Annotated in this window: 23 protein-coding genes; 9 read left to right on the top strand and 14 right to left on the bottom strand. The window is 42.7% G+C overall.

All coding sequences use genetic code 11. The features are described 5' to 3' along the window. Positions 1 to 54 precede the first annotated feature (54 nt). The 13 genes from lpxA to rpsB all read right to left on the bottom strand — a co-directional run bounded on the left by lpxA (position 55) and on the right by rpsB (position 12,364). On the bottom strand, positions 55 to 831 hold the full coding sequence (lpxA, locus tag DFP77_RS02795) for an acyl-ACP--UDP-N-acetylglucosamine O-acyltransferase (protein ID WP_114410776.1): 777 nt from the start codon (positions 829 to 831) through the stop codon (positions 55 to 57). Then, positions 831 to 1,268: a 3-hydroxyacyl-ACP dehydratase FabZ gene (fabZ, locus tag DFP77_RS02790; RefSeq protein ID WP_114410775.1), complete on the bottom strand. Its 438-nt coding sequence runs from the start codon at positions 1,266 to 1,268 to the stop codon at positions 831 to 833. Before fabZ ends, lpxA begins: the two co-directional genes overlap by 1 nt. Further along, positions 1,265 to 2,305, bottom strand: a complete 1,041-nt coding sequence (gene lpxD, locus DFP77_RS02785; protein ID WP_114410774.1) for a UDP-3-O-(3-hydroxymyristoyl)glucosamine N-acyltransferase — start codon at positions 2,303 to 2,305, stop codon at positions 1,265 to 1,267. The genes fabZ and lpxD overlap by 4 nt, the downstream gene beginning before the upstream one ends. Positions 2,306 to 2,308: 3 nt before the next feature. Beyond that, positions 2,309 to 2,803, bottom strand: a complete 495-nt coding sequence (locus DFP77_RS02780) for an OmpH/Skp family outer membrane protein (protein WP_114410773.1) — start codon at positions 2,801 to 2,803, stop codon at positions 2,309 to 2,311. Positions 2,804 to 2,833: 30 nt separating this feature from the next. Next, positions 2,834 to 5,149 carry an outer membrane protein assembly factor BamA gene (gene bamA, locus DFP77_RS02775; protein WP_258861052.1) on the bottom strand — a complete coding sequence of 772 codons (2,316 nt, stop codon included), beginning with the start codon at positions 5,147 to 5,149 and terminating at the stop codon, positions 2,834 to 2,836. Positions 5,150 to 5,159: 10 nt separating this feature from the next. Then, on the bottom strand, positions 5,160 to 6,506 hold the full coding sequence (rseP, locus tag DFP77_RS02770) for an RIP metalloprotease RseP (RefSeq protein WP_114410771.1): 1,347 nt from the start codon (positions 6,504 to 6,506) through the stop codon (positions 5,160 to 5,162). After that, positions 6,503 to 7,678 (bottom strand): 1-deoxy-D-xylulose-5-phosphate reductoisomerase, encoded by a 1,176-nt coding sequence (gene ispC, locus DFP77_RS02765; protein ID WP_220235516.1) that lies wholly within the window; start codon positions 7,676 to 7,678, stop codon positions 6,503 to 6,505. Before ispC ends, rseP begins: the two co-directional genes overlap by 4 nt. Beyond that, positions 7,678 to 8,481, bottom strand: a complete 804-nt coding sequence (locus tag DFP77_RS02760; RefSeq protein WP_114410769.1) for a phosphatidate cytidylyltransferase — start codon at positions 8,479 to 8,481, stop codon at positions 7,678 to 7,680. The genes ispC and DFP77_RS02760 overlap by 1 nt, the downstream gene beginning before the upstream one ends. 2 nt (positions 8,482 to 8,483) lie before the next feature. Continuing rightward, positions 8,484 to 9,215 carry an undecaprenyl pyrophosphate synthase gene (uppS, locus tag DFP77_RS02755; RefSeq protein ID WP_114410768.1) on the bottom strand — a complete coding sequence of 244 codons (732 nt, stop codon included), beginning with the start codon at positions 9,213 to 9,215 and terminating at the stop codon, positions 8,484 to 8,486. A gap of 51 nt (positions 9,216 to 9,266) precedes the next feature. After that, positions 9,267 to 9,824, bottom strand: a complete 558-nt coding sequence (gene frr, locus DFP77_RS02750; protein WP_114410767.1) for a ribosome recycling factor — start codon at positions 9,822 to 9,824, stop codon at positions 9,267 to 9,269. 7 nt (positions 9,825 to 9,831) lie between these two features. Beyond that, the gene (gene pyrH, locus DFP77_RS02745) at positions 9,832 to 10,554 is read right to left on the bottom strand and encodes a UMP kinase (protein WP_114410787.1); all 723 of its coding nucleotides are present in this window, start codon (positions 10,552 to 10,554) and stop codon (positions 9,832 to 9,834) included. A 129-nt stretch (positions 10,555 to 10,683) separates the two neighbouring features. Beyond that, positions 10,684 to 11,544: a translation elongation factor Ts gene (gene tsf / locus DFP77_RS02740; protein ID WP_114410766.1), complete on the bottom strand. Its 861-nt coding sequence runs from the start codon at positions 11,542 to 11,544 to the stop codon at positions 10,684 to 10,686. Positions 11,545 to 11,629: 85 nt separating this feature from the next. Further along, a complete protein-coding gene (rpsB, locus tag DFP77_RS02735; RefSeq protein ID WP_114410765.1) occupies positions 11,630 to 12,364 on the bottom strand; it encodes a 30S ribosomal protein S2 in 735 nt (244 codons plus the stop codon). A 332-nt stretch (positions 12,365 to 12,696) separates the two neighbouring features. Here rpsB and map point away from each other — a divergent pair, with 332 nt between their 5' ends. The 5 genes from map (at position 12,697) to DFP77_RS02710 (ending at position 19,016) form a co-directional block, all read left to right on the top strand. Next, positions 12,697 to 13,554 (top strand): type I methionyl aminopeptidase, encoded by an 858-nt coding sequence (map, locus tag DFP77_RS02730; RefSeq protein WP_114410764.1) that lies wholly within the window; start codon positions 12,697 to 12,699, stop codon positions 13,552 to 13,554. An 85-nt stretch (positions 13,555 to 13,639) separates the two neighbouring features. Next, positions 13,640 to 16,333: a [protein-PII] uridylyltransferase gene (gene glnD / locus DFP77_RS02725; RefSeq protein WP_114410763.1), complete on the top strand. Its 2,694-nt coding sequence runs from the start codon at positions 13,640 to 13,642 to the stop codon at positions 16,331 to 16,333. 6 nt (positions 16,334 to 16,339) lie between these two features. Continuing rightward, positions 16,340 to 17,527, top strand: a complete 1,188-nt coding sequence (dapC, locus tag DFP77_RS02720; protein ID WP_114410762.1) for a succinyldiaminopimelate transaminase — start codon at positions 16,340 to 16,342, stop codon at positions 17,525 to 17,527. A gap of 45 nt (positions 17,528 to 17,572) precedes the next feature. Next, complete coding sequence (gene dapD / locus DFP77_RS02715) at positions 17,573 to 18,610, top strand: 2,3,4,5-tetrahydropyridine-2,6-dicarboxylate N-succinyltransferase (protein WP_114410761.1); 1,038 nt, start codon at positions 17,573 to 17,575, stop codon at positions 18,608 to 18,610. Positions 18,611 to 18,668: 58 nt separating this feature from the next. Continuing rightward, complete coding sequence (locus tag DFP77_RS02710) at positions 18,669 to 19,016, top strand: ArsC family reductase (RefSeq protein WP_114410760.1); 348 nt, start codon at positions 18,669 to 18,671, stop codon at positions 19,014 to 19,016. Here the strand turns inward: DFP77_RS02710 and DFP77_RS19460 are convergent. Continuing rightward, on the bottom strand, positions 19,013 to 19,207 hold the full coding sequence (locus tag DFP77_RS19460) for a hypothetical protein (protein WP_147270545.1): 195 nt from the start codon (positions 19,205 to 19,207) through the stop codon (positions 19,013 to 19,015). The two genes, DFP77_RS02710 and DFP77_RS19460, sit on opposite strands and share 4 nt — an antisense overlap. A gap of 79 nt (positions 19,208 to 19,286) precedes the next feature. Here DFP77_RS19460 and dapE point away from each other — a divergent pair, with 79 nt between their 5' ends. The 4 genes from dapE to panD are packed head-to-tail and all read left to right on the top strand — an operon-like array spanning position 19,287 to position 21,544. Next, positions 19,287 to 20,444, top strand: coding sequence for a succinyl-diaminopimelate desuccinylase (dapE, locus tag DFP77_RS02700; protein WP_114410758.1), 1,158 nt, complete (start codon positions 19,287 to 19,289; stop codon positions 20,442 to 20,444). 56 nt (positions 20,445 to 20,500) lie between these two features. Then, positions 20,501 to 20,740 (top strand): hypothetical protein, encoded by a 240-nt coding sequence (locus DFP77_RS02695; protein WP_258861051.1) that lies wholly within the window; start codon positions 20,501 to 20,503, stop codon positions 20,738 to 20,740. 4 nt (positions 20,741 to 20,744) lie between these two features. Beyond that, positions 20,745 to 21,119, top strand: a complete 375-nt coding sequence (locus tag DFP77_RS02690) for a hypothetical protein (protein WP_114410756.1) — start codon at positions 20,745 to 20,747, stop codon at positions 21,117 to 21,119. Positions 21,120 to 21,163: 44 nt separating this feature from the next. Further along, complete coding sequence (panD, locus tag DFP77_RS02685; protein WP_114410755.1) at positions 21,164 to 21,544, top strand: aspartate 1-decarboxylase; 381 nt, start codon at positions 21,164 to 21,166, stop codon at positions 21,542 to 21,544. Positions 21,545 to 21,623 lie beyond the last annotated feature (79 nt).

Genomic DNA, 21,623 nt, shown 5'->3' with positions numbered 1-21,623 from the left:
CTAACAATAAAAAAACCCCGAAACTGTCCGGGGTTTTCTTTTAATACATGGCGTCTATCGGACTATTCCACGTTTTGAATTCCGAATTGACAATATGAACTCGGTGACTTCAGGAATCAGAGACAACTCCCCTTTCTCAAGCTCTAATAATGCAACTTCAAGGGTTAAGCCTTTCAAATACACCATTTTATAGGCAGCACGCAATGCTCGAATAGTTTCTGGGGCTACGCCACGACGACGCATGCCTTCAAAGTTCATTCCATGAGCTTTCGCCGGACTACCTGATACCATGACATACCTTGGTATATCTTTGGACACCATAGAACCCATGCCACACATACTGTAGGAATTCACTTGGCAAAACTGGTGAATGCCAGTGTAACCGCCAAGAATGACATTATCTCCTACCGTGACATGCCCTGCTAAGGCAGCAAAATTCGCTAAAATGTTGTTATCGCCCACAACACAATCATGACCGACATGTGTACTTGCCATGAACAAGTTATGGCTTCCAATGACTGTGATACCGTTATCTTGGACCGTTCCACGGTGGATGGTGGCATTTTCACGAATCACATTGTTATCGCCCACGATAAGTTGTGTCGGCTCACCCTTATACTTTTTATCTTGGTTTGCTTCTCCAACAGAAGCAAACTGGTAAATTTCATTATTAGAACCAATCGTTGTATGACCATTAATCACAACGTGCGATTTAATAACACTACCAGCTCCAATTTTTACATTCGGTCCGATCACACAAAAAGGACCGATATCCACACTGGAGTCAATCTCTGCTTTCGAATCGATTAAAGTAGTTGGATGTATTGCCACTATATCTTCCTGTCTGCACACAGAATAGAAGCAGAACACGCTAACTCACCGTCAACTGTTGCTCTGCATTCAAATTTCCAAATTCCACGCTTTTCGGTCACGATTTTAGCTTCAAGTTGTAAACGATCGCCAGGCACAACTGGACGTTTAAAACGTGCTTTGTCAGAACCAACAAAGTAATAAATAGATCCATCTTCTGGCTTTTTATCCATGGTTTTAAAACCAAGAATACCTGCCGCTTGAGCCATTGCTTCAATAATCAACACACCAGGCATAACTGGGTGATTTGGAAAGTGCCCATTAAAAAACGGCTCATTAATGGTGACATTTTTATAAGCAATAATGGACTCATTTAAATTCAGTTCTACAACACGATCCACCAATAAAAACGGATACCTATGTGGTAGGTATTGGCGGATTTCATTTACGTCCATCATTTATTATCAACCTTCTCTAAAAACTTATTAACCTGTTTTTTCAACTGTGAAAACTGCTTTGCCATGTCATCAATTCTTCTGACTCTAGCAACAGTTCGACGCCATTTATTTGTTGGTTCCATGCCCATTCCAGATGAGTAAGAGCCACTCTCAGAAATAGAATTACTAATCATAGTCATACCAGTAATATGCACATGATCAATAATGGTCAAATGACCAGCTATACCAACGCCACCTGAAATCGTACAGCAGGAGCCAATTTTTGTACTACCTGCAATCGCTGTATTAGCTGCAATCGCTGTATTATCGCCAATTATGACGTTATGAGCAATTTGAACTTGATTATCAATTTTAACGCCATTGCCTATTCGAGTATTTTCTATCGCGCCACGATCAATTGTTGTACTGGCACCTATCTCAACAGCGTCGCCAAGCACCACAGATCCGAGTTGATGTATTTTTTCCCAGCGTCCCTCATGCGGTGCAAAACCAAAGCCATCAGCGCCTATAACTGCCGCACTATGGATAATACAAGAAGCCCCCAGCACCACATCATGATAAAGAGTAACATTCGGATACAGCTTACTATTCTCACCTAAGCGAACACCACGACCAAGAACACACCCAGCACCAATAATGCATCCTTGGGCAATAATAACGTCATCATCTATGACTGCGTTAGGACCCACAACGACATTGCTAGCTAATTTCGCTGTCGATGACACAACCGCGCTAGGGTGAACTCCAGACCATGTTTGAGTTACTGGAACAAATAAATTAGATAATTGAGCAAACGCTAGGTATGGATTAGAAACCACTATGGCATTTTCAACCAGCTGAGCAAGCTCCTCAGTTTTAACAAGAACCGCTCCAGCACAAGTCGTTTCAAGCTGACTTTGGTACCTGGGGTTTGCCAAAAAGCTTAATTCTTCTGGTGAAGCGTTTTGCAGCGTCCCTAACTTTTTAATAATAAGATTAGGATCACCCTTCACTACACCTTGCACATTGGCAGCCAATTGCCCTAGCGTATGGCTCATATATTAATTATCCTTATTAATTCTCTCTACAAGTTCATCAGTGATATCCGATGCACCACTTGCATACAAACTTAACTGTCTATTTAACACCAAATCTAATTTACGCTCTTCAATTAACAACTTCAGTGCAGCCTCACCTTTTGGAGTCAAAGATTGAATAAGCTGTTGCTCTAACTCTTTCGCTTGACGCTGCATATTCGCAGCCATATTGCGAATTTTATTCTGATTCTCTGCTAACTGAGCTCGACGCTTTTTAAATTCTTCCTCAGACAAGGTCAATTCATCACGTTTTAGATTATTTGCATCAGCCTCAAGACTTTCTTGTTCGCTCTTCAGGCGCGCATCCATAGCGGCAACTTTTTGCTTAGGCTCTTTTGCCGCCTCTTGCCCGATATTACTTTGTAAAAGTGCCGCCCTAAAGTCTAACACAGCCACTTCTGTCGCCTGTACACTAGTCATAAAGCATAGAGTAAAAATTACAGTTATGAGCTTTTTCATTTTAAATCCTATTAAATAATACGTTCTAAATTAAAAAGTGGTTCCCAATTGGAATTGGAAAAAATCTGTTTTGTCGCCACTCTTTGAATTCAAAGGTCGCGCAAAGTTAAATGATAGAGGCGCTATTGGTGTAATCCACGTCCAGCTAAATCCAACACTGTAACGTAATTCTGCAGGATCAATACCTTCATTACATTCAGCATTACCAGCAAGGCACGTATCAGTAAATACGTTACCACCATCCAAAAATAAAGCCGTCCTTACAGATTTGTGATCCTCAACCATTGGTAATGGGAAAATCAGCTCCGCTGTCCCTGTCATTAAGATGTTACCACCTAGTGCGGAACTACTATTAGTGGACCCAGCATCATAAGAGTTTTTAGGCCCTAACGATGAAGATCCATACCCTCTTACAGAGTATGACCCACCAGCAAAATAGTTTTCAAAGAAAGGAAGCGTGTCTGTATCGCCATATCCTTTGCCATATCCGAGACGGCCTTTTAGACGGAACAACCACAAACTAGAGTCTGTTAGGTTCCAGTAACGCTGCGAAGTTAATCCTAACTTAGTATATTGTTGGTCACCTACAGGAAGCGATACCTCTAATGTGGCTCTCGTTGAATAACCATCCGTGGGCAATACCCCACCCACTAAATCACTGTCACTCCAAGTTAAGCTTGCAATAACATCATCGTAGTTATCACCGTGAGTATCGACATAGTCTTTTGTTTCATTGGATGGGTCATAACCCAATTTCACCGTACTTTCTTTTACCGTCATACCAAAGGATAAACGCTGGGTATCCGAAATAGGGTAGCCATAGTTAACACCTACACCAATTTCGTCTAAGTCGTAATCTTCCACATCATCATCGGCATGATCACTGGTTTTATAGAAAACTTGGAAACCACGACTCACGCCATCTACAGTAAAGTACGGGTTATCATAACTAATCGAATAATCTTGTGTTTGATTGGTACGTTGCGCGTTAAAAGATAGCTTATTACCTGTACCTAAAAAGTTACGTTTAGAAATACCAAAACCAAGTACCGTACCATCTTCTTGAGAGTAGCCGATGCTTGCTTGAATACTTCCTGAAGCCTGCTCTTGTACAACCACATCCAGATCAACTTGATCCGAAGTACCCGCAACAGGGCGAGTCCTTAAATCAACACTACTAAAAAAACCTAGACGTTCAATACGGCGTTTAGAGGATTGTATTTTTGAATGAGTAGCAAGCGCACCTTCAAATTGTGTCATTTCACGACGCAATACTTCATCTTGTGTTTCACTGTTGCCACTAAAGGTAATTCGACGAACGTACACTTTTGGCCCTGGTGCAATTTGGTAACTCAAATTTACCGTATGATCATCAAATTTTTCAGGAATAACATTCACATTGGTAAATAAATAACCATGATCCCCAAGCTCTGTGGAAATTCCTTCAATTATCGAAGTAACCTCGCTACGTGAAAACACGTCGCCTGTTTTTTGAGTGATTTTTGACCAAACTCGATCTTCTGAAATAGGTAAGCTGCCACTTAACGAAACCTTGTTTATAGTGTACGGTTCACCCTCATCAACATTAATAACGATATAAACATCGCGCTTATCAGCAGATAGACTGACTTGGCTAGAAACAACATTAAAATCCAAATAACCTTTATCTAAGTAAAAGCTTTTAAGAGTATTAATATCACCTTCAATTTTCGCTTTTGCGTATTCATCAGCGGAACTGAAAGGATTCCAAGACCCCGTTTCACTAGATTCAAAGTCGTTTGTTAGTGTTTCCTGATCAAACGCTTTATTCCCGACGATATTAATATGGACAATCTTGGCTGTATCACCTTCATCAATATTGATCACAATTCCCGTACGGTTACGAGGCATTTCATCAACCTTGATATCCACTTTGGCGCTATAGCGGCCCAGTGCGTAATACTGACGTTGCAGTTCTTGAACAATTTGATTAAGTGTTTCTGGTTTATAAATTTCACCGATTTCTAAACCGGATAACTTAAGACCTCTTTCCAAGTCTTCTGTCTTGACTAGCTCGTTTCCTTCAATGGTTAAATTACCTATTGAAGGACGCTCTTCAACATCAAACACCAACACATTACTGTCTTCATAAACATCAATATCACTAAAGTAACCCGTGTTAAAAAGAGCAGTAATTGCTTGATAAACTTTAGCAGAGTCATAGGACTCTGTTTCACTAAATCCAATAACATCAAAGGCTCTTGCTGAGGGCATTTGAACCAACCCATCAATACGAACATCTTCTACCGTTTTTGCAAAACTCTGCACGCTTATTAAAGCCAACAATACAGCTGAAACGACTTTCACATATACCTCTCTACAAGCGGGCAATATCATTAAAAATGGCAACAGCCATTAAAGCAAATAAAAGCGAAGCGCCAACGCGATAAGCCAATCCCTGAACTCGTTCAGATACAGGCTTACGTCGAATCGCTTCAATGCCAAAAAAGACCAAATGCCCACCATCTAACATCGGAATAGGCAATAAATTAAGCACCCCCAAACTCACACTGAGGTACGCCATAAATTTCAAAAAAGATTGCACTCCGGAATCCGCCGACGCGCTTGCTACTTTAGCAATCGTTATCGGCCCGGATAAATTATCCACTGAAATCAACCCTTGTAACATTTTCCCAATAGAGGAAACGGTCAAAGATACCATTTTATGGGTTTGTTCAACACCATAAGATAAAGCCTCAAATACACCATACCGTCGCTCCCTAATAAGGCTTTCATCCCATACAGGCGGAACAACGGCCAGTCCAGCATAGCCTATCACTTTGCCGTCCCTTTCCATGTACTTTGGCAACAATGTCAAATTGATGACATCTTGTTTACGCTGAACTTTCATACTCAGCGCTTGATTAGGGCTACTTTGTACCGATGCAACAACCTGCTGCCAACTCACAACTGACTGGCCATCAATCGATAAAATTTCATCACCAGGCTCAAATCCCGCTGTAAAGCCAGCACCATCATCAACGACCTGAGCAATAATAGGAATGACAGTGGGTTGCCATGGTTGAAACCCAAACGCTCTGATCAAATTATTTGGCTCATCACCAACCAACCAGCGATTTAAATCTATCGTTTCTTCATGTAAAGAACCGCCACCCTCTGATTGATAACGAACGATAATGGTTCCTGTTTTACCGATCAAGCCTGCTAACACTAAATTTACATCATCCCATGAGGTAACAGAGTCACCGGCAAGAGAAATAAGCTCGTCACCAGACTGAATTTGAGTTTGAGAAGCGGGAGATTGCTGATCAACATCACCTACTTTCGGAGCAATAGACTGCACACCAAGCAAAGCAACAAGGGCGTAAATAGCAATCGCTAATATAAAATTAGCAACTGGACCTGCAGCAACAATCGCAATGCGCTGCCACACAGTCTTACAATTGAATGTTTGATTCTTCAACGACTCAGGAACATCCCCTTCACGCTCATCAAGCATGCGAACATAACCACCAAGCGGAATCATCGCCAAAGTAAACTCGGTACCAGTCTTACCAACATAACGGTAAATAGGCTTACCAAAACCGACTGAAAAACGCAGTACCTTCACACCGCAACGGCGCGCAACAAAGTAATGCCCAAACTCATGAAATGTTATGAGAAGGCCAAGGGAAACAACAATAGAAAGAATATTCAATATCATGAAAAACTACCGCCAGAAATTAGGTCCAATGCCAGACGACGAGAGTAAAGATCCGCCTCAAAAACATCATCTATCGTATTAACAGCATGGATATCAGCAGACATTAGCACCCTTTCATTCAAACGAGCGATATCAAGAAAGCTAATTTTACGGTTTAAAAAAGCCGAAACAGCCACTTCGTTCGCCGCATTCAATACCGCCATCGCCGTGCCTTCCATAAACCAAGCATCTGCAGCCAATTTTAGATTAGGAAAACGCTCTAAATCTGGAGACTCAAAATTTAAACGACCCACGCCCACCAAGCTCAAAGGAGACACATTCGTTTCAATACGTTGTGGCCAACTCATGCCATAAGCGATAGGAATTTTCATATCAGGGTTTCCCATCTGTGCGATAACAGACCCATCAATATAAGACACCATAGAATGCACAATACTTTCTGGGTGAACAACGACCTCCACCTCGTTTGGTGTCACATCAAATAACCAACACGCTTCTATGAGCTCTAACCCTTTATTCATTAGCGTTGCAGAGTCGATGGATATTTTCTGCCCCATTGACCAGTTCGGATGTTTACAGGCTTGCTCTGGTGTAACGCTCGCCATATCTTCAATAGACCAAGATCTGAATGGTCCACCAGAGGCCGTTAAAATAATATTTGCGACATCTATTTTATGTGCACCATTGGCCGTCTGAGGCAAACTCTGATAAATAGCATTATGCTCACTGTCTATTGGCAACAAAACAACGTTATTACGAGCCACCTCATCCATAAAAAGCTTTCCGGCTGTCACCAAGGACTCTTTGTTAGCAAGCAAAGTTCGCTTACCAGCGCGAATACCAGCCAATGTAGGCCTCAATCCAGCAAACCCCATAATGGCAGCCATTACCTGATCGACAGAAGAATCAGCAGCAATACTATCCAAAGCTTCTTCTCCCCACTCAAAAGACACAGTCAAATCTTGGCACTTTCTCGCCAATTCATCCCGCGCCTTTTGCGACCCCATAACAACACGCTGCGGATTAAAACGACGACATATATCCGCCATTTTATCCACACTTTCATTAGCGGACGCACTTACCAAAGAAAATTTCTCTGGGTGTTGAGCAATAATATCTAAGGTACTTTGACCAATAGATCCTGTCGCCCCCAAAAGACAAATGCCTTGCATCAAAGCCATCCCACCAAACTAAGCAACAACACATAAATAGGAGCGGCGGCTGTTAGACTATCCACACGATCCATAACGCCACCATGGCCGGGGATTAAATGACTTGAATCTTTCAGTTCCTCATGACGCTTAAATAGACTTTCAGTCAAATCTCCCAACACAGAGACAAACGACGTAACAAAGCCAATTACAGCCAATACCAACCAATAATTAAACGAGAAATCACTTAATCCGGCAAAAACAGCCAAACCAACTTGAGTGAGCAGCAAACCACCAATTACACCTTCCCATGATTTACCTGGACTAACAAAGCGTGCCAGCTTCCTTTTACCAAAAGCACGTCCGGCAAAATAGGCCCCCGTATCAGCCCCCCAAATCAATCCCATAAGAAGCAACACCCAAACAACAAACTCAGCAGACTGTCTCAATACAGCCAAAGCAGACCAAGTCGTCACTAACACAAAAGCACCAAATACTAAGCGGCTTAGTTTAAACTTCCACACTAAAAGGGACGGGTACCGAATCACCCAAAACAAAGCAAGGCCCCATAAAATTGGGCTCACAGAAAGTGCGGCATCCTGCCAATCTCTATTAAAAACAACGACACATATCGCGGCTATCATCACTGCGAAGGCAAAACGCCCTAATTGACTTCGTACACCTGACAGTCTAGCCCACTCCCAACCAGCCAACACAACAACTACCGCCATTGCGAAAACAAAGCTAGAAACATCCAAAACAAAAACGGCGCAGATAAATAGAACAGCCATAACAATGGCACTAAGAATTCGGGGGAGTAACATGGTTATCGACCACCATAACGACGTTGACGGTTTTGATAAGTTTGAATTGCCTCATCAAAATGTTGTTGATCAAAATCCGGCCACAATACCGGAAGGAAGACAAACTCAGAATACGCTGTTTGCCAAAGCATGAAGTTACTAATCCGCTCTTCTCCTGAAGTACGAATCAACAAATCCGGAGAGGGTAAATCAGCCAATTGCATGTGCTCCGCCAGAGAAGATTCATTAACTTCTTCTGCCAACAATTCACCAGCAGCAACTCGCTCAGCAACTTTTTTAGCCGCTTCAGCAATATCCCAACGACCACCATAATTAGCAGCAATAACCAACGTCATCTGATTATTGTCTTTTGTAGCGTCTTCCGTACTTTCAATCTGCTCTCGAAGACCTTTGCTAAAGCCAGACAAGTCCCCAATTACTCGAAGCCGGATTTTATGTTCATTAAGTCGCTTCAGCTCTTTTTTCAAAGAACGCATAAACAACTTCATCAAACCATCCACTTCCATCTTTGGACGCTTCCAATTCTCACTTGAAAATGCAAACAGCGTTAGCACTTTAACACCCGATCTAGCTGAGGCTTCGACTACACGGCGAACCGCGGAAGCGCCTGCAGTATGACCTGCAATGCTCGGAAGATGTTTTTTCTTTGCCCAGCGATTATTGCCATCCATAATAATCGCAATATGATGAGGCACGACTACTGAATCACTATCAGCGCCATCTATTTCAGACATAGCATTACCTTAGTCAACAAAAAAAGCGAGCTCAAAAGCTCGCTTCTTCCGTTAGATTTCCATCAAGTCTTTTTCTTTTGCAGCAAGACGCTCTTCAACCAGAGCAACATACTTGTCAGTAATTTTTTGAACTTGATCTTGTCCACGACGATCATCGTCTTCGGAAATCTCTTTTTCTTTCACTAGGTCTTTCAAATTGCTGTTAGCATCACGGCGAATATTACGAATGGAAATACGACCATTTTCTGCTTCATTTTTCGCTTGTTTAAAATAATTCTTACGCGTTTCTTCAGTCAAAGCAGGCATAGGAATTCGAATAAGGTTGCCGTTTGTCGCTGGATTTAAGCCAAGGTCAGATTTCATAATGGCTTTTTCAATCTCTGGTACTAGGTTATTTTCCCAAGGAGATATACCCAATGTACGCGCATCTTCAACCGTAATGTTGGCCACTTGGCTTAATGGTGTTTCAGAGCCGTAATAATTTACTTTAACTGAATCTAATATACTTGGATGCGCACGACCTGTACGGATTTTTTTAAACGCAGATTCAACAGAAGCTACTGCTTTACCCATACGGTCTTCTGCGTCTTTAAGAATTTCGTTAATCATAATTTCCTCACTTAATCAGTGTACCTTCACTGCCACCAACCATGATATTAACCAAGGCTCCGGGCTTATTCATATTAAATACGCGTATTGGCATAGCATGGTCACGAGTCAAGCAAATGGCAGTTAAGTCCATAACACCTAGTTGCTTTTCAAGCACTTCATCGTAACCCAATGTATCATATTTCACAGCAGCAGGATCTTTCATTGGATCAGCAGAATAAACACCATCCACTTTCGTTGCTTTCAATACAACATCAGCATCAATCTCAATGCCACGCAAACAAGCAGCAGAGTCTGTTGTAAAGAAAGGATTCCCTGTACCAGCAGAGAAAATAAGCACATCCCCCTCTTTCATTAGTCGCATAGCACGACGTCTGTCATAAGGTTCAACTATTCCTGTCATAGTAATAGCCGACATTACACGTGTTGCAATATTGGCACGCTCTAATGCATCTCGCATTGCCAATGCATTCATAACCGTCGCCAGCATCCCCATATGGTCGCCAGTCACACGATCCATGCCAGCTTGGCTCAAGGCTTGACCACGGAATAAATTACCGCCACCAATAACGATACCTACTTCAACGCCAATGCCACGCAATTGCCCTATTTCTAACGCAATGCGATTTAACACTTTAGGGTCAATACCAAAGGACTCATCGCCCATTAAGGCTTCGCCACTCAACTTAAGCAAAATTCTTTTGTATTTTGGACTCTTTTCTTTTGGCATATCAACCTCCGGCAATGATTTCATATCTTGAGTAATTGAGGCTAATGTAGCCGACACTCATGCAGTTGTCTTTCATAAAAAGGGGCAGTCAAGCTGCCCCTTTTTTTTGCAAGACATTACAACTAGGAATTAACCTTTAAGTTGTGCTGCTACTTCTGCTGCAAAATCTACTTCAGCAACCTCAATACCCTCACCCACTTCAAGGCGAATGAAAGAAGTCACTGTTGCGCCAGCATCTTTAACAAGCTGACCAACTTTTATTTCTGGATTCTTAACAAAAGGCTGTTCAGTCAAGCTGTTTTCAGCCAAGAATTTCTTCATACGACCAACAATCATTTTATCAACGATTTCTGCTGGTTTACCAGCCATGTCTGGCTGTGCACGAACAATTTCTTCTTCTTTTTCAAGAGCTTCAGCAGGCATATCTTCACCACGAACAACGCGAGGAGCTACAGCAGCAACGTGCATAGACACATCTTTAGCTAATTCCGCATCACCGCCTTCTAACTGAGTCAAGACAGCGATTTGACCATTACCGTGAAGGTAACCACCTACCAAACCACCTTCAATGATAACAGCACGACGAGGTGTAATGTTTTCACCAATTTTTTGAACCAAAGCTTCACGAGCTTCAAGCATTTCGCCTGAAATCACTTTTGCCATGTCAGTTTCTTTTGTTGCAAAAACAACATCAGCCACTTTATTAGCGAAAGAAATGAAACCTTCGTCACGAGAAGCAAAGTCAGTTTCAGAATTGATTTCAACCAAGACGCCATAAGATGAATCATCAGCTACACGTATAATGATTGTACCTTCAGCTGCAGTACGACCTGCTTTTTTAGCTGCCTTCATACCACTTGATTTACGTAGCTCTTCGATAGCCACTTCGATGTCAGCGTTAGCAGCGACAAGTGCTTTTTTACACTCCATCATGCCTAGGCCAGTACGATCACGTAGCTCTTTTACCAATGCTGCAGATACTGCGGCCATGTTAAATCCTCTTTATACCAATTCAAATTTAAAAAAGGAGGCAAGAAACCTCCCTTTAGAAACCAGAACAAACTAGAAAGTTTGCTTACGCTTCAGTAGCTTCGCTTACTTCAACGAATTCATCAGCAGTTCCTGCAGTCGCATTACGACCTTCTAGAACAGCATCAGCAAATGCACCAACGTACAACTGAACAGCGCGAATCGCGTCATCGTTAGCTGGGATGATGTAATCAACACCATCTGGATTACTGTTAGTATCAACGATACCGATAACAGGAATACCTAATTTGTTAGCTTCTTTGATTGCGATACGTTCATGATCAACGTCAACTACGAACATTACATCAGGAAGGCCGCCCATATCCTTGATACCACCCATAGAAAGCTCTAATTTATCAAGCTCACGAGTACGCATCAAAGCTTCTTTTTTGGTCAGCTTATCGAAAGTACCATCGGACATTTGTGTTTCAAGCTCACGTAGACGCTTGATAGATGCACGAATAGTTTTGTAGTTAGTCAACATACCACCTAACCAACGGTGGTTAACGTATGGCATACCAGAGCGAGCAGCTTGCTCTTTAATCGTTTTAGATGCAGCACGCTTAGTACCAACAAACAAAACCTTATTCTTGTTTTCAGCCATTTTTTTAACAAGCTCAAGAGCATTATTAAGAGCTGGAACAGTGTGCTCAAGGTTAATGATGTGAATCTTGTTACGAGCACCGAAAATGAAAGGCTTCATTTTTGGGTTCCAGTAACGAGTTTGGTGACCGAAGTGTGAACCAACCAATAATAGGTCGCGCATAGAAACTGTAGGCATTTTACTATCCTTTAAATTTGGGTTGTTTATGCTTACCAGCTAAAAGCGTCAGTCAAATAAGGTTTAAAGCAACCTAAGACACCCAAGACACTTTCTTTAGTAGCGGCAAGATCGTTGATTTAAGTAATTATCACTTATTTTGAGCACAAGCCCTATAAGCCGGCGTTTTATACCACATTTAACCAAAAACCAAAAGACCCAAACATATTTTTTACGTTTCACCATCTACACGTTTTTTTCATTTAGAGAGGCGATTCTACTGCTTAAGTCATGTAGAATATCTCGCAAACCAGTTTCTATGTAGACATAAACCAAATTAAGACACGTGAATTATGAGCAACGAAATCTTACAAAAAGTTGAAGCATTAACCAAAGATGGTCGCATTGACGCGCCTAGTTGGACTCCGCGCCCAGCGTCAACACGTTTCACAGACGTTAGTGATCTAGAGGGCATGCGTACAGCAGGAAAATTAGCCGCTGACGTTTTAGTTATGCTGGAAGAATTTGTGGTTCCTGGTGTGACAACTGAGCAGATAGATATTATTGCTCACAATTACATCATTAAAGAACAAGGCGCCATTCCAGCACCTTTAAACTACCATGGCTTCCCTAAGTCTTGCTGCACCTCTGTTAATGATGTCATCTGTCACGGAATCCCAAACGATAAAGCGCTAAAGAAAGGCGATGTAGTCAATATTGATATCACCATTATTAAAGATGGCTATTATGGTGATACCAGCAGAATGTTTTTTGCAGGCCCAGCTCTTCCTCACGCAGAACGACTTGCTAAAGTCACGCAAGAGGCGCTTTATATCGCCATTGATATGGTCAAACCAGGCGCTCGCTTAGGCGACATTGGCGCAGCCATTTCAGCCTATGCGCACAAACACCACTACTCTGTAGTTGAAGAGTATTGCGGGCACGGCGTTGGAACGACTTTTCACGGCGAACCTCAAGTTGCCCATTACGGTACGCCAGGCACAGGCGTCATGCTGGAAGAAGGTATGACTCTGACTATCGAACCCATGATCAACGCTGGCAAGAAACAAGTTAAACATTCAGGCCCAGACAATTGGATTGCAAAAACCAAAGACGGACGACTATCTGCACAATACGAACACACTTTGCTCGTTACAGCTGATGGCGTTGAAGTGCTAACACGTCGACCAGAAGAGACTCGCTTCTCATAAGAGAAGCGAGTTAACACACGCTTACTTAATTAACAGTTTACTTCACAAACACCAACAACAACGATTCATTCTTCGAGGCTTTTGTATGGACTTCCCTGCTTTTCCAGACGCTCCGCCACTACTGACAACGGAAGAAAAAAACGAACTTTCCAAAACGGGTTGTTCGATTCCCCGCTACAAAGCCATTATTGAAGAAAAAACCAACAGCTATAATGATCTTTTTCATTCTCTATACCCCATTGAAAAACTCGTTAAAGGTCTATCTTGTTTCTATGACGAAATCATGCAGGCCGCATGGATATCGAAGGGGTTAAACAACGAAATTCATGTCAGTCTTGTTGCAGTTGGCGGATACGGTCGCGGAGAACTGCATCCAAAATCAGACATAGATTTGCTGATCTTAATCGAAAATGAAACATTAGCTCCAAAAGATAAAATAGAGGCATTCATCACCTTCCTCTGGGATATCAATTTAGATGTCGGCCATAGCGTCCGAACCATTGATGAATCTACAGAAATGGCCGCGAAAGACATCACAGTTATCACAAATCTAATCGAATCGCGCACACTGATTGGCCCAGATGATCTATTAGCGACACTTAAATTGCATGTTGATATCTCACAAATGTGGGATGGCCACTCTTTCTATCAGGCCAAACTAGCTGAGCAAAAACAGCGCCACGCAAAATACCAAAATACCGCATACAACCTAGAACCCAACCTAAAAGAATGCCCTGGCGGACTAAGAGACATGCAAGTAATCGACTGGGTTGCTAAACGCCACTTACATACTCATAGACTTAGCGCCCTTATCGAAAAAGAGTTTTTATCAGAAGATGAATATATACAAATAAAAGGCGCTGTTAGCCATCTCTGGCGAGTCCGCTGGGCTCTTCACATGGTCGCAGGACGCAAAGAAGACCGCTTACTTTTTGATCACCAACGCACCCTAACCAAATTATTTGGTTTTGATGATGATGACTTGAAGCGCAACGTTGAACGTTTCATGCAAGGCTATTATCAGAGTGTTGCCGCTATCCAACAACTAAATGATTTACTACTTCAGCACTTCGAAGAATCTTTCTTAGCAAACGATGCAGTCAATACGGTAGAAATCATCAATGATCACTTTCAAATTGCCAATGGACAACTTGAAGCACGCTCAGCGTCACTATTCAACGACACGCCCTCCAGCATGCTCGAACTGTACGTTTTATATGGAGAGTATGAGAACATAAAAGGCATTCGAGCCAACACCATGCGACAACTTCGCGACAGTTTAGACTTGATTGACGACGACTTTAGAAACGACAAAATTAATACAGACCTGTTCCTCGACATCATTGCCAGTCGATACAGACTAACAAGCATATTAAGATCAATGAAACACCTCGGACTACTGGGCCGCTACTTACCCGAGTTCGGAGCCATCATAGGCCAGATGCAACACGATTTGTTTCATATTTATACGGTTGATGCGCACACACTACAACTTGTTGAAAACTTACGCCGCCTTTGGCTACCCGAATTTAAACAAAAGTTCCCGATTTCGGCCCAGGCGATTCGACATATAGCAAAAGTCGAGTTACTGTACATAGCGGGTTTATATCACGATATAGCAAAAGGTCGCGGTGGTGATCATTCAGAACTAGGTTGTGTCGATGCTCAAGCTTTCTGCGAACGCCATGGTCTATCCAAAAGAGATACTGAATTGGTTGTCTGGTTGGTGCGAAACCACCTATTTATGTCTGTGACAGCTCAACGCAAAGACATATCCGATCCAGAAGTTATCTGGGAATTTGCTAGCTACGTCAAAGACCAAGAACATCTAGATTATTTATTTATCCTCACCGTTGCCGACATCAACGCGACCAACCCAACGATGTGGAACAGCTGGCGCGCGTCATTGATGCGCCAACTTTATTTGGAAACCAAACGCGCTCTCCGTCGCGGCCTAGATTTCCCAATCGACGCAGACATGATCAGCGATGAGCACAAACAACGCGCTTTAGAGATCATCATTGAACGCAACGTTGATATCGTGGAAGCAGAAAACATATGGGAAACCATTGAAGAGGAATATTTCATTCGCTCAAACGGTGACGAAATTGCCTGGAACACAGAAGCCATTATACGTCATCGCCCTAGCGACAAACCTCTCATTGCCATCACACCTCTGGGTGGACGCAATTTCTCTGGCGCCAGTAAAATATTTATCTACACCCCAATCAGTAAACACCTCTTTGCCGTAACCGCCGCTACCTTTGAGCAATTAGGCCTAACCATTTTAGATGCAAAAATAAGCCATACTAGCGACAACTACAGTTTAGATAGCTTCGTCGTGATGGACAGTAATGACAACGACGCTAACCTGCATTTAGACAAAGAACGCATCACACTAATTCGCAAAACTTTGATGGAGCAATTAGAAACCCCATCTATGTTTGAAAGCGTAGTACAACGCCATACACCAAGAATTTTGAAAATATTTAACTCTCCTTCAACCGCTCATTTTGTTAGCCAACCAGAAGAAGTATGGTCGGCACTCGAAATAACCGCTCCAGACAGACCGGGGCTATTGGCGTTAGTTGGACAGTTTTTTATGAACCACAACATCATGTTACACAAGGCTAAAATCGCCACTTTAGGCGAACGAGTAGAAGACACCTTTTACATCACGGATGAAAATGGTGATCTAATTACAGCCCCTGATGACATGAATACTATCTGCGACCTTTTAAAAGAGAAAATAGATCGTTTCTCTCAAGCAATGGACTAAAGACAAATGAACCCTCTTATACATTCTTTGCACCCATACCCATTTCAGAAGCTCGCAGAGCTAATAGAAGGGTTAACACCAAATCCAGAAAAGCCATTGATTAAATTAACCATTGGCGAGCCTCAACACGAAGCACCTGCGATTGTTTTAGACACCCTAGCTAAAAGCTTAGCTGGCGTAAGCAAGTACCCAAGTACAAAGGGGGAACTCCCTCTTAGACAGGCAATTAGCAATTGGGCGACTAAACGCTTTAACCTCAAAGCGCTTAACCCGGACACTGAAATCCTGCCAGTAACAGGAACCCGTGAAGCACTGTTTGCTATCACACAAACACTGGTTGGTGAAAAACAGAACGCTCTTGTCGTCAGCCCAAACCCGTTTTATCAAATTTATGAAGGTGCAGGGATACTTGCTGGAGCAAACCTACACTTCCTACCCTGTGGAGCAGAAACAAACTACAGAGTAAATTACCAAGAAGTTAGTGATCAGGTGTGGCAACAGTGTGAAGTACTGTTTGTCTGCTCGCCCAACAACCCAAGTGGCAGCATTACGACACTAGAGGAATACGCTTACCTAATAGAAAAAGCCAAAACCTTTAATTTCACCATTGTGGCAGATGAATGCTATTCAGAGATCTACTTTGGTGACCAACCACCTCTGGGCTTACTAGAAGCCTGCGATAAACTGGGTCACACAGATTATAAGCACTGCCTAATATTCCAGTCTCTGTCGAAGCGCTCTAATTTGCCCGGCCTTCGATCAGGTTTTGTCGCTGGTGATGCCTCTATTCTTAAGCCATTTTTGTTGTATCGCACCTATCAAGGGTGTGCCATGCCGATCCATCATCAAGACGCCTCCATTGCCGCTTGGAATGATGAAGAGCATGTGATCAAAAATCGCCAAATATACACTCGCAAATTTGACTCCGTTTTAGAAATATTATCGCCAGTAATGCCGATATCTAAACCCGAGGCCGGCTTTTACCTTTGGCCTGAATTAAACATGACAGATGAAGAGTTTTGCACCTCGCTATATCAAGAAGAGTCCGTTTTAGTCTTGCCCGGCAGCTATTTAGGCAGAGAAGACAATGGTCATAATCCTGGCAGTCGCCATGTACGCATGGCCTTAGTTGCTGAAGAATCTGAGTGCGTTGAGGCAGCAAAAAGAATCAGAAGCTTCCTCAGTCGCCGATAACCCTTACCCCCCCCTTTAGTTAAACAACTCAGTTGGAGAATAGACATGAGTAACACAATTTTCGCATTCGGACTTGGTATCGGAGCACAAAATAAAGAAGGCAACTGGCTAGAAGTTTTCTACCCAACACCAAGCGTAAATGTAGAAAAAAGTACGCTTGACGCCATTTTAGAAAGCACAAATTACGAAGGCGGTAACTGCACGCTGGCATTAGATGAAAGCGATCTAAACCGCTTACACATGAGCCTTCTAAAAGCCGGCAATATCGAGCAAGCAGAATTAGCTTCTCGCCTAAAAGCCTCTACTAAGCCTGTGATTCTTTGTGTTCTAGCCAGTGACGAAGCACCAACAAGCCCTGCTGAAGTTTACCTAAAGCTTCAACTAATCTCGCATCGCTTAGTTACACCTCACAACACTGTGCTAGACGGTATGTTTGGTCTATTAATCAATACCGCATGGACAAGCGAAGGTCCTATCGACGTTCGCGAATTAGCTGATCGCCAGCTAAGCGCTCGCATGGAAGGACGCACCATCGAAGTATTCAGTGTTGATAAGTTCCCTAAAATGTTGAATTTCATCGTTCCTACAGGGATTCGAGTTGGTGATGCTGCTCGCGTTCGCTTAGGCGCTCATTTAGCAGAAGGCACAACAGTCATGCATGAAGGCTTTGTAAACTTCAATGCAGGCACACTAGGCAACAGCATGGTTGAAGGGCGTATTTCTGCTGGCGTTGTTGTAGGAAACGGCTCTGACCTTGGTGGCGGCTGTTCTACTATGGGCACATTGTCTGGTGGCGGTAATATCGTCATCGCTGTTGGCGAGAAATGCTTGATCGGTGCGAATGCAGGAATTGGTATTGGTCTTGGCGATCGCTGTATCGTTGAATCCGGTCTTTATATCACTGCTGGATCAAAAGTCGCTGTTTTGGATGAAAACAACCAAGTTGTATCAACCGTGAAGGCTCGCGATCTTTCTGGCCAATCAGACCTTTTATTCCGTCGCAACTCTGCTTCTGGCGCAATTGAATGCAAAACGAACAAGACCGCTATAGAGCTAAACGAAGCGCTGCACGCACATAACTAACAACCAAACCCAAAAGGCCATTTTGATTGCATCAAAATGGCCTTTAACGGAACATACAATGATTACTATATTTGGCATTAAAAACTGCGACACCATGAAGAAAGCCTTTCGCTGGCTTGATGAAAATAATATTGAATACCACTTCCATGACTACAAAAAAGCCGGCGTAGATGAAACAATGGCCAAAGCATGGATAGATTTATTAGGCTGGGAAAACGTCATTAACAAACGCGGCACTACATGGCGAAAGCTAGACGATGAAGTAAAAAACACAATAGACAATGAAAAAGCAGTTAACATAATGCTTGCTCAGCCATCTATTATTAAGCGACCTTTATTGAGGCTAAAAGAGTCAGAATATTTGCTCGGTTTTAAAAGCGAAGAATACGCAGAAAAACTACTTTAGTTAAAAGCAGGCGTATAAATTCTAGGTCTTTCTTTTCTCTGTACTGCTGGGGCTACGGTTGGTACATAACCAGAGGTTGAAGTATCAGAACGTATCACAGGAACAAAGTACGACTCTTGATGAACAGGCGGCGCAAAAAGACTACAACCAGCAGAAATCAACCCTAAAAAAACAACAACACCTAACTTCATAAGACCACCTTTATCTGAATCTCCTGTTATAGTAACAGTATCTTCTATAAGGTAGCGAAAACCAACACAAAGGTAAAGAATGTCAGACTTGTCCCCTACACTAAAACTTGCCATAGACCTCATTTCTCGTCCTTCAGTGACACCAGAAGACGCTGGCTGTCAGGATCTAATGATAGAGCGATTAAAAAAAATCGGTTTCGAAATTGAATACATGCCCTTCGGAGAAGTAAAAAACTTCTACGCTAAACGCGGAACCTCTGGACCAAACCTTTGCTTCGCAGGTCACACTGATGTTGTTCCAACAGGCCCAGAAAGCGAATGGAAAGTACCGCCGTTTTCTCCGTGTATTGTAGATGGTATGCTGTTTGGACGTGGCGCCGCTGACATGAAAGGTAGCCTTGCAGCTATGGTTACTGCGGTAGAAGATTTTGTAGCCAAACATCCTGATCATCAGGGGCAAATTTCTTTTTTGATCACTAGCGATGAAGAAGGACCATTTGTCGATGGCACCACCCGTGTTGTTGATGCGCTCATCGCACGAGAGGAAAAGGTCGATTGGTGTATTGTTGGCGAACCTTCCAGCACCAAAACACTTGGCGATATCATAAAAAATGGTCGCCGCGGCTCATTCAGCGGTGACTTAACTGTATACGGAAAGCAAGGCCACGTTGCTTACCCTCATTTGGCAGAAAATCCTATTCACCTAGCTGCACCAGCACTTGATGAAATGGCAAATGCTCATTGGGACAATGGTAATGATTTTTTCCCACCAACCAGCTTTCAAATATCCAACATTCAATCTGGCACAGGCGCTACCAATGTTGTCCCAGGCAAACTGAATGCGCAGTTTAACTTCCGTTTTTCTTCTGAGCTGGACTTCGGTGCACTTAAACTTCGTGTACTTGAGATCCTAGATAAGCATAACTTACGCTACGACATCGAGTGGACCTATAATGGCTTACCATTCTTAACTCGTCCCGGCGAATTGGTTGATGCCATTGTTGAAGCAGTGCAAACTACCGTCAACATTACCCCTGAACTATCTACTTCGGGCGGCACTTCTGATGGCCGTTTTATCGCAAAAATGGGAACACAAGTTGTAGAGCTTGGCCCTATTAACGCTACAATCCATCAAATTAATGAGTGTATAGACGCTGAAAGCTTAAACCACCTTTCAACCATTTACGCTCGTATACTTGAAAACCTCTTTACTAAAGGTGAGTCGGACAATAAGTAGCCTACAGCAGAGCACTCATTCAACCCAATATGAAAAACGCCATACATAAATTAGCCATGAAACTGGGAAATAACCCAAGGCAAGCACTTATCAAAATGATCCAAGGTGGACTTGTGTTTGTTTTTGGTGTGCTAATGCTTATGGTTGCTGACCGTGTCATTGTAGAATCTCTTGCCCAAGAGATTATGGCGCTATTTGGCTTAATTCTAGCTGGCTGTGGCGTGCTATGGACATTATTTGGCTATTTGTCCATGAGCGTTCTCAGGATTTATCACATGATCAATAAGAAGGATTAGAACGATGCAAGAAGATATTGAAATATATGTATTGTCCTGCCCGACAGAGAAAATCATAACTTGGCTAGAAAGCACTTTTACCCTCATAGATAAAAGCAGTCCATCGCCACTCTGCACCAAAGCAACGATTGCCGTAGACAACAATGAAATAGAAGTCACCATTTTAGAACAAGCGGCAGGAAAACGTTTTACCTCTATCTGGTTTGACTCAGATAAAACCCCTTGGGAAGATGATATCGCTTGCGCCAAGCAAGCATTTGAAGCCCTCAACTGTGAAGTACGTTGCAACTTTCAAGGATGGGAAGAGGAAGGCAACCAAGATCCAGACCAATGGTGGCGCATTAATAGCCACGAAGAAGGCCCTTTCATTTGGAATTAACGAGCCACTCAAAAACAGAAATATATCATTAGAGACTTTTACACATGCAAATAACACTTCTAAAAGGCAAACTTCACATGGCCAGCGTTACGCAAGCTGAGCTGTGGTATGACGGCTCTTGTGCAATAGACAAAGACTTAGTGGAGCTAGCAGGATTCAGAGAGTTCGAACAAATAGACATCTATAACGTTGATAATGGCGAGCGCTTCCACACCTACGTAATTTTAGCTGAATCAGGGTCTGGTACGATCTCAATGAACGGTGCTGCAGCAAGAAAAGTACAAGTAGGTGATCGAGTTATCATTGCCGCTTACGGCCAAATGAACGAAGCACAAGCCGATGAATTCAAACCAAAACTAGTCTATCTAAACAAAGACAATAGTGTAGAAAGAACAACCAATACTATTGCTATGCAAAAAGACTAATACCAAACTTTCTGGGTTTAAGAGCCAAAACTCTTTTACAAAGACAAAAAAAGGCCGCTTCTGATCAACCCAGAAACGG

It is taken from the genome of Marinomonas foliarum, assembly GCF_003337275.1.
Taxonomy (GTDB): Bacteria; Pseudomonadota; Gammaproteobacteria; order Pseudomonadales; family Marinomonadaceae; genus Marinomonas; species Marinomonas foliarum.
Note: the sequence above shows the minus strand (reverse complement) of the source record. Positions and strands in the feature narration are given on the sequence as shown.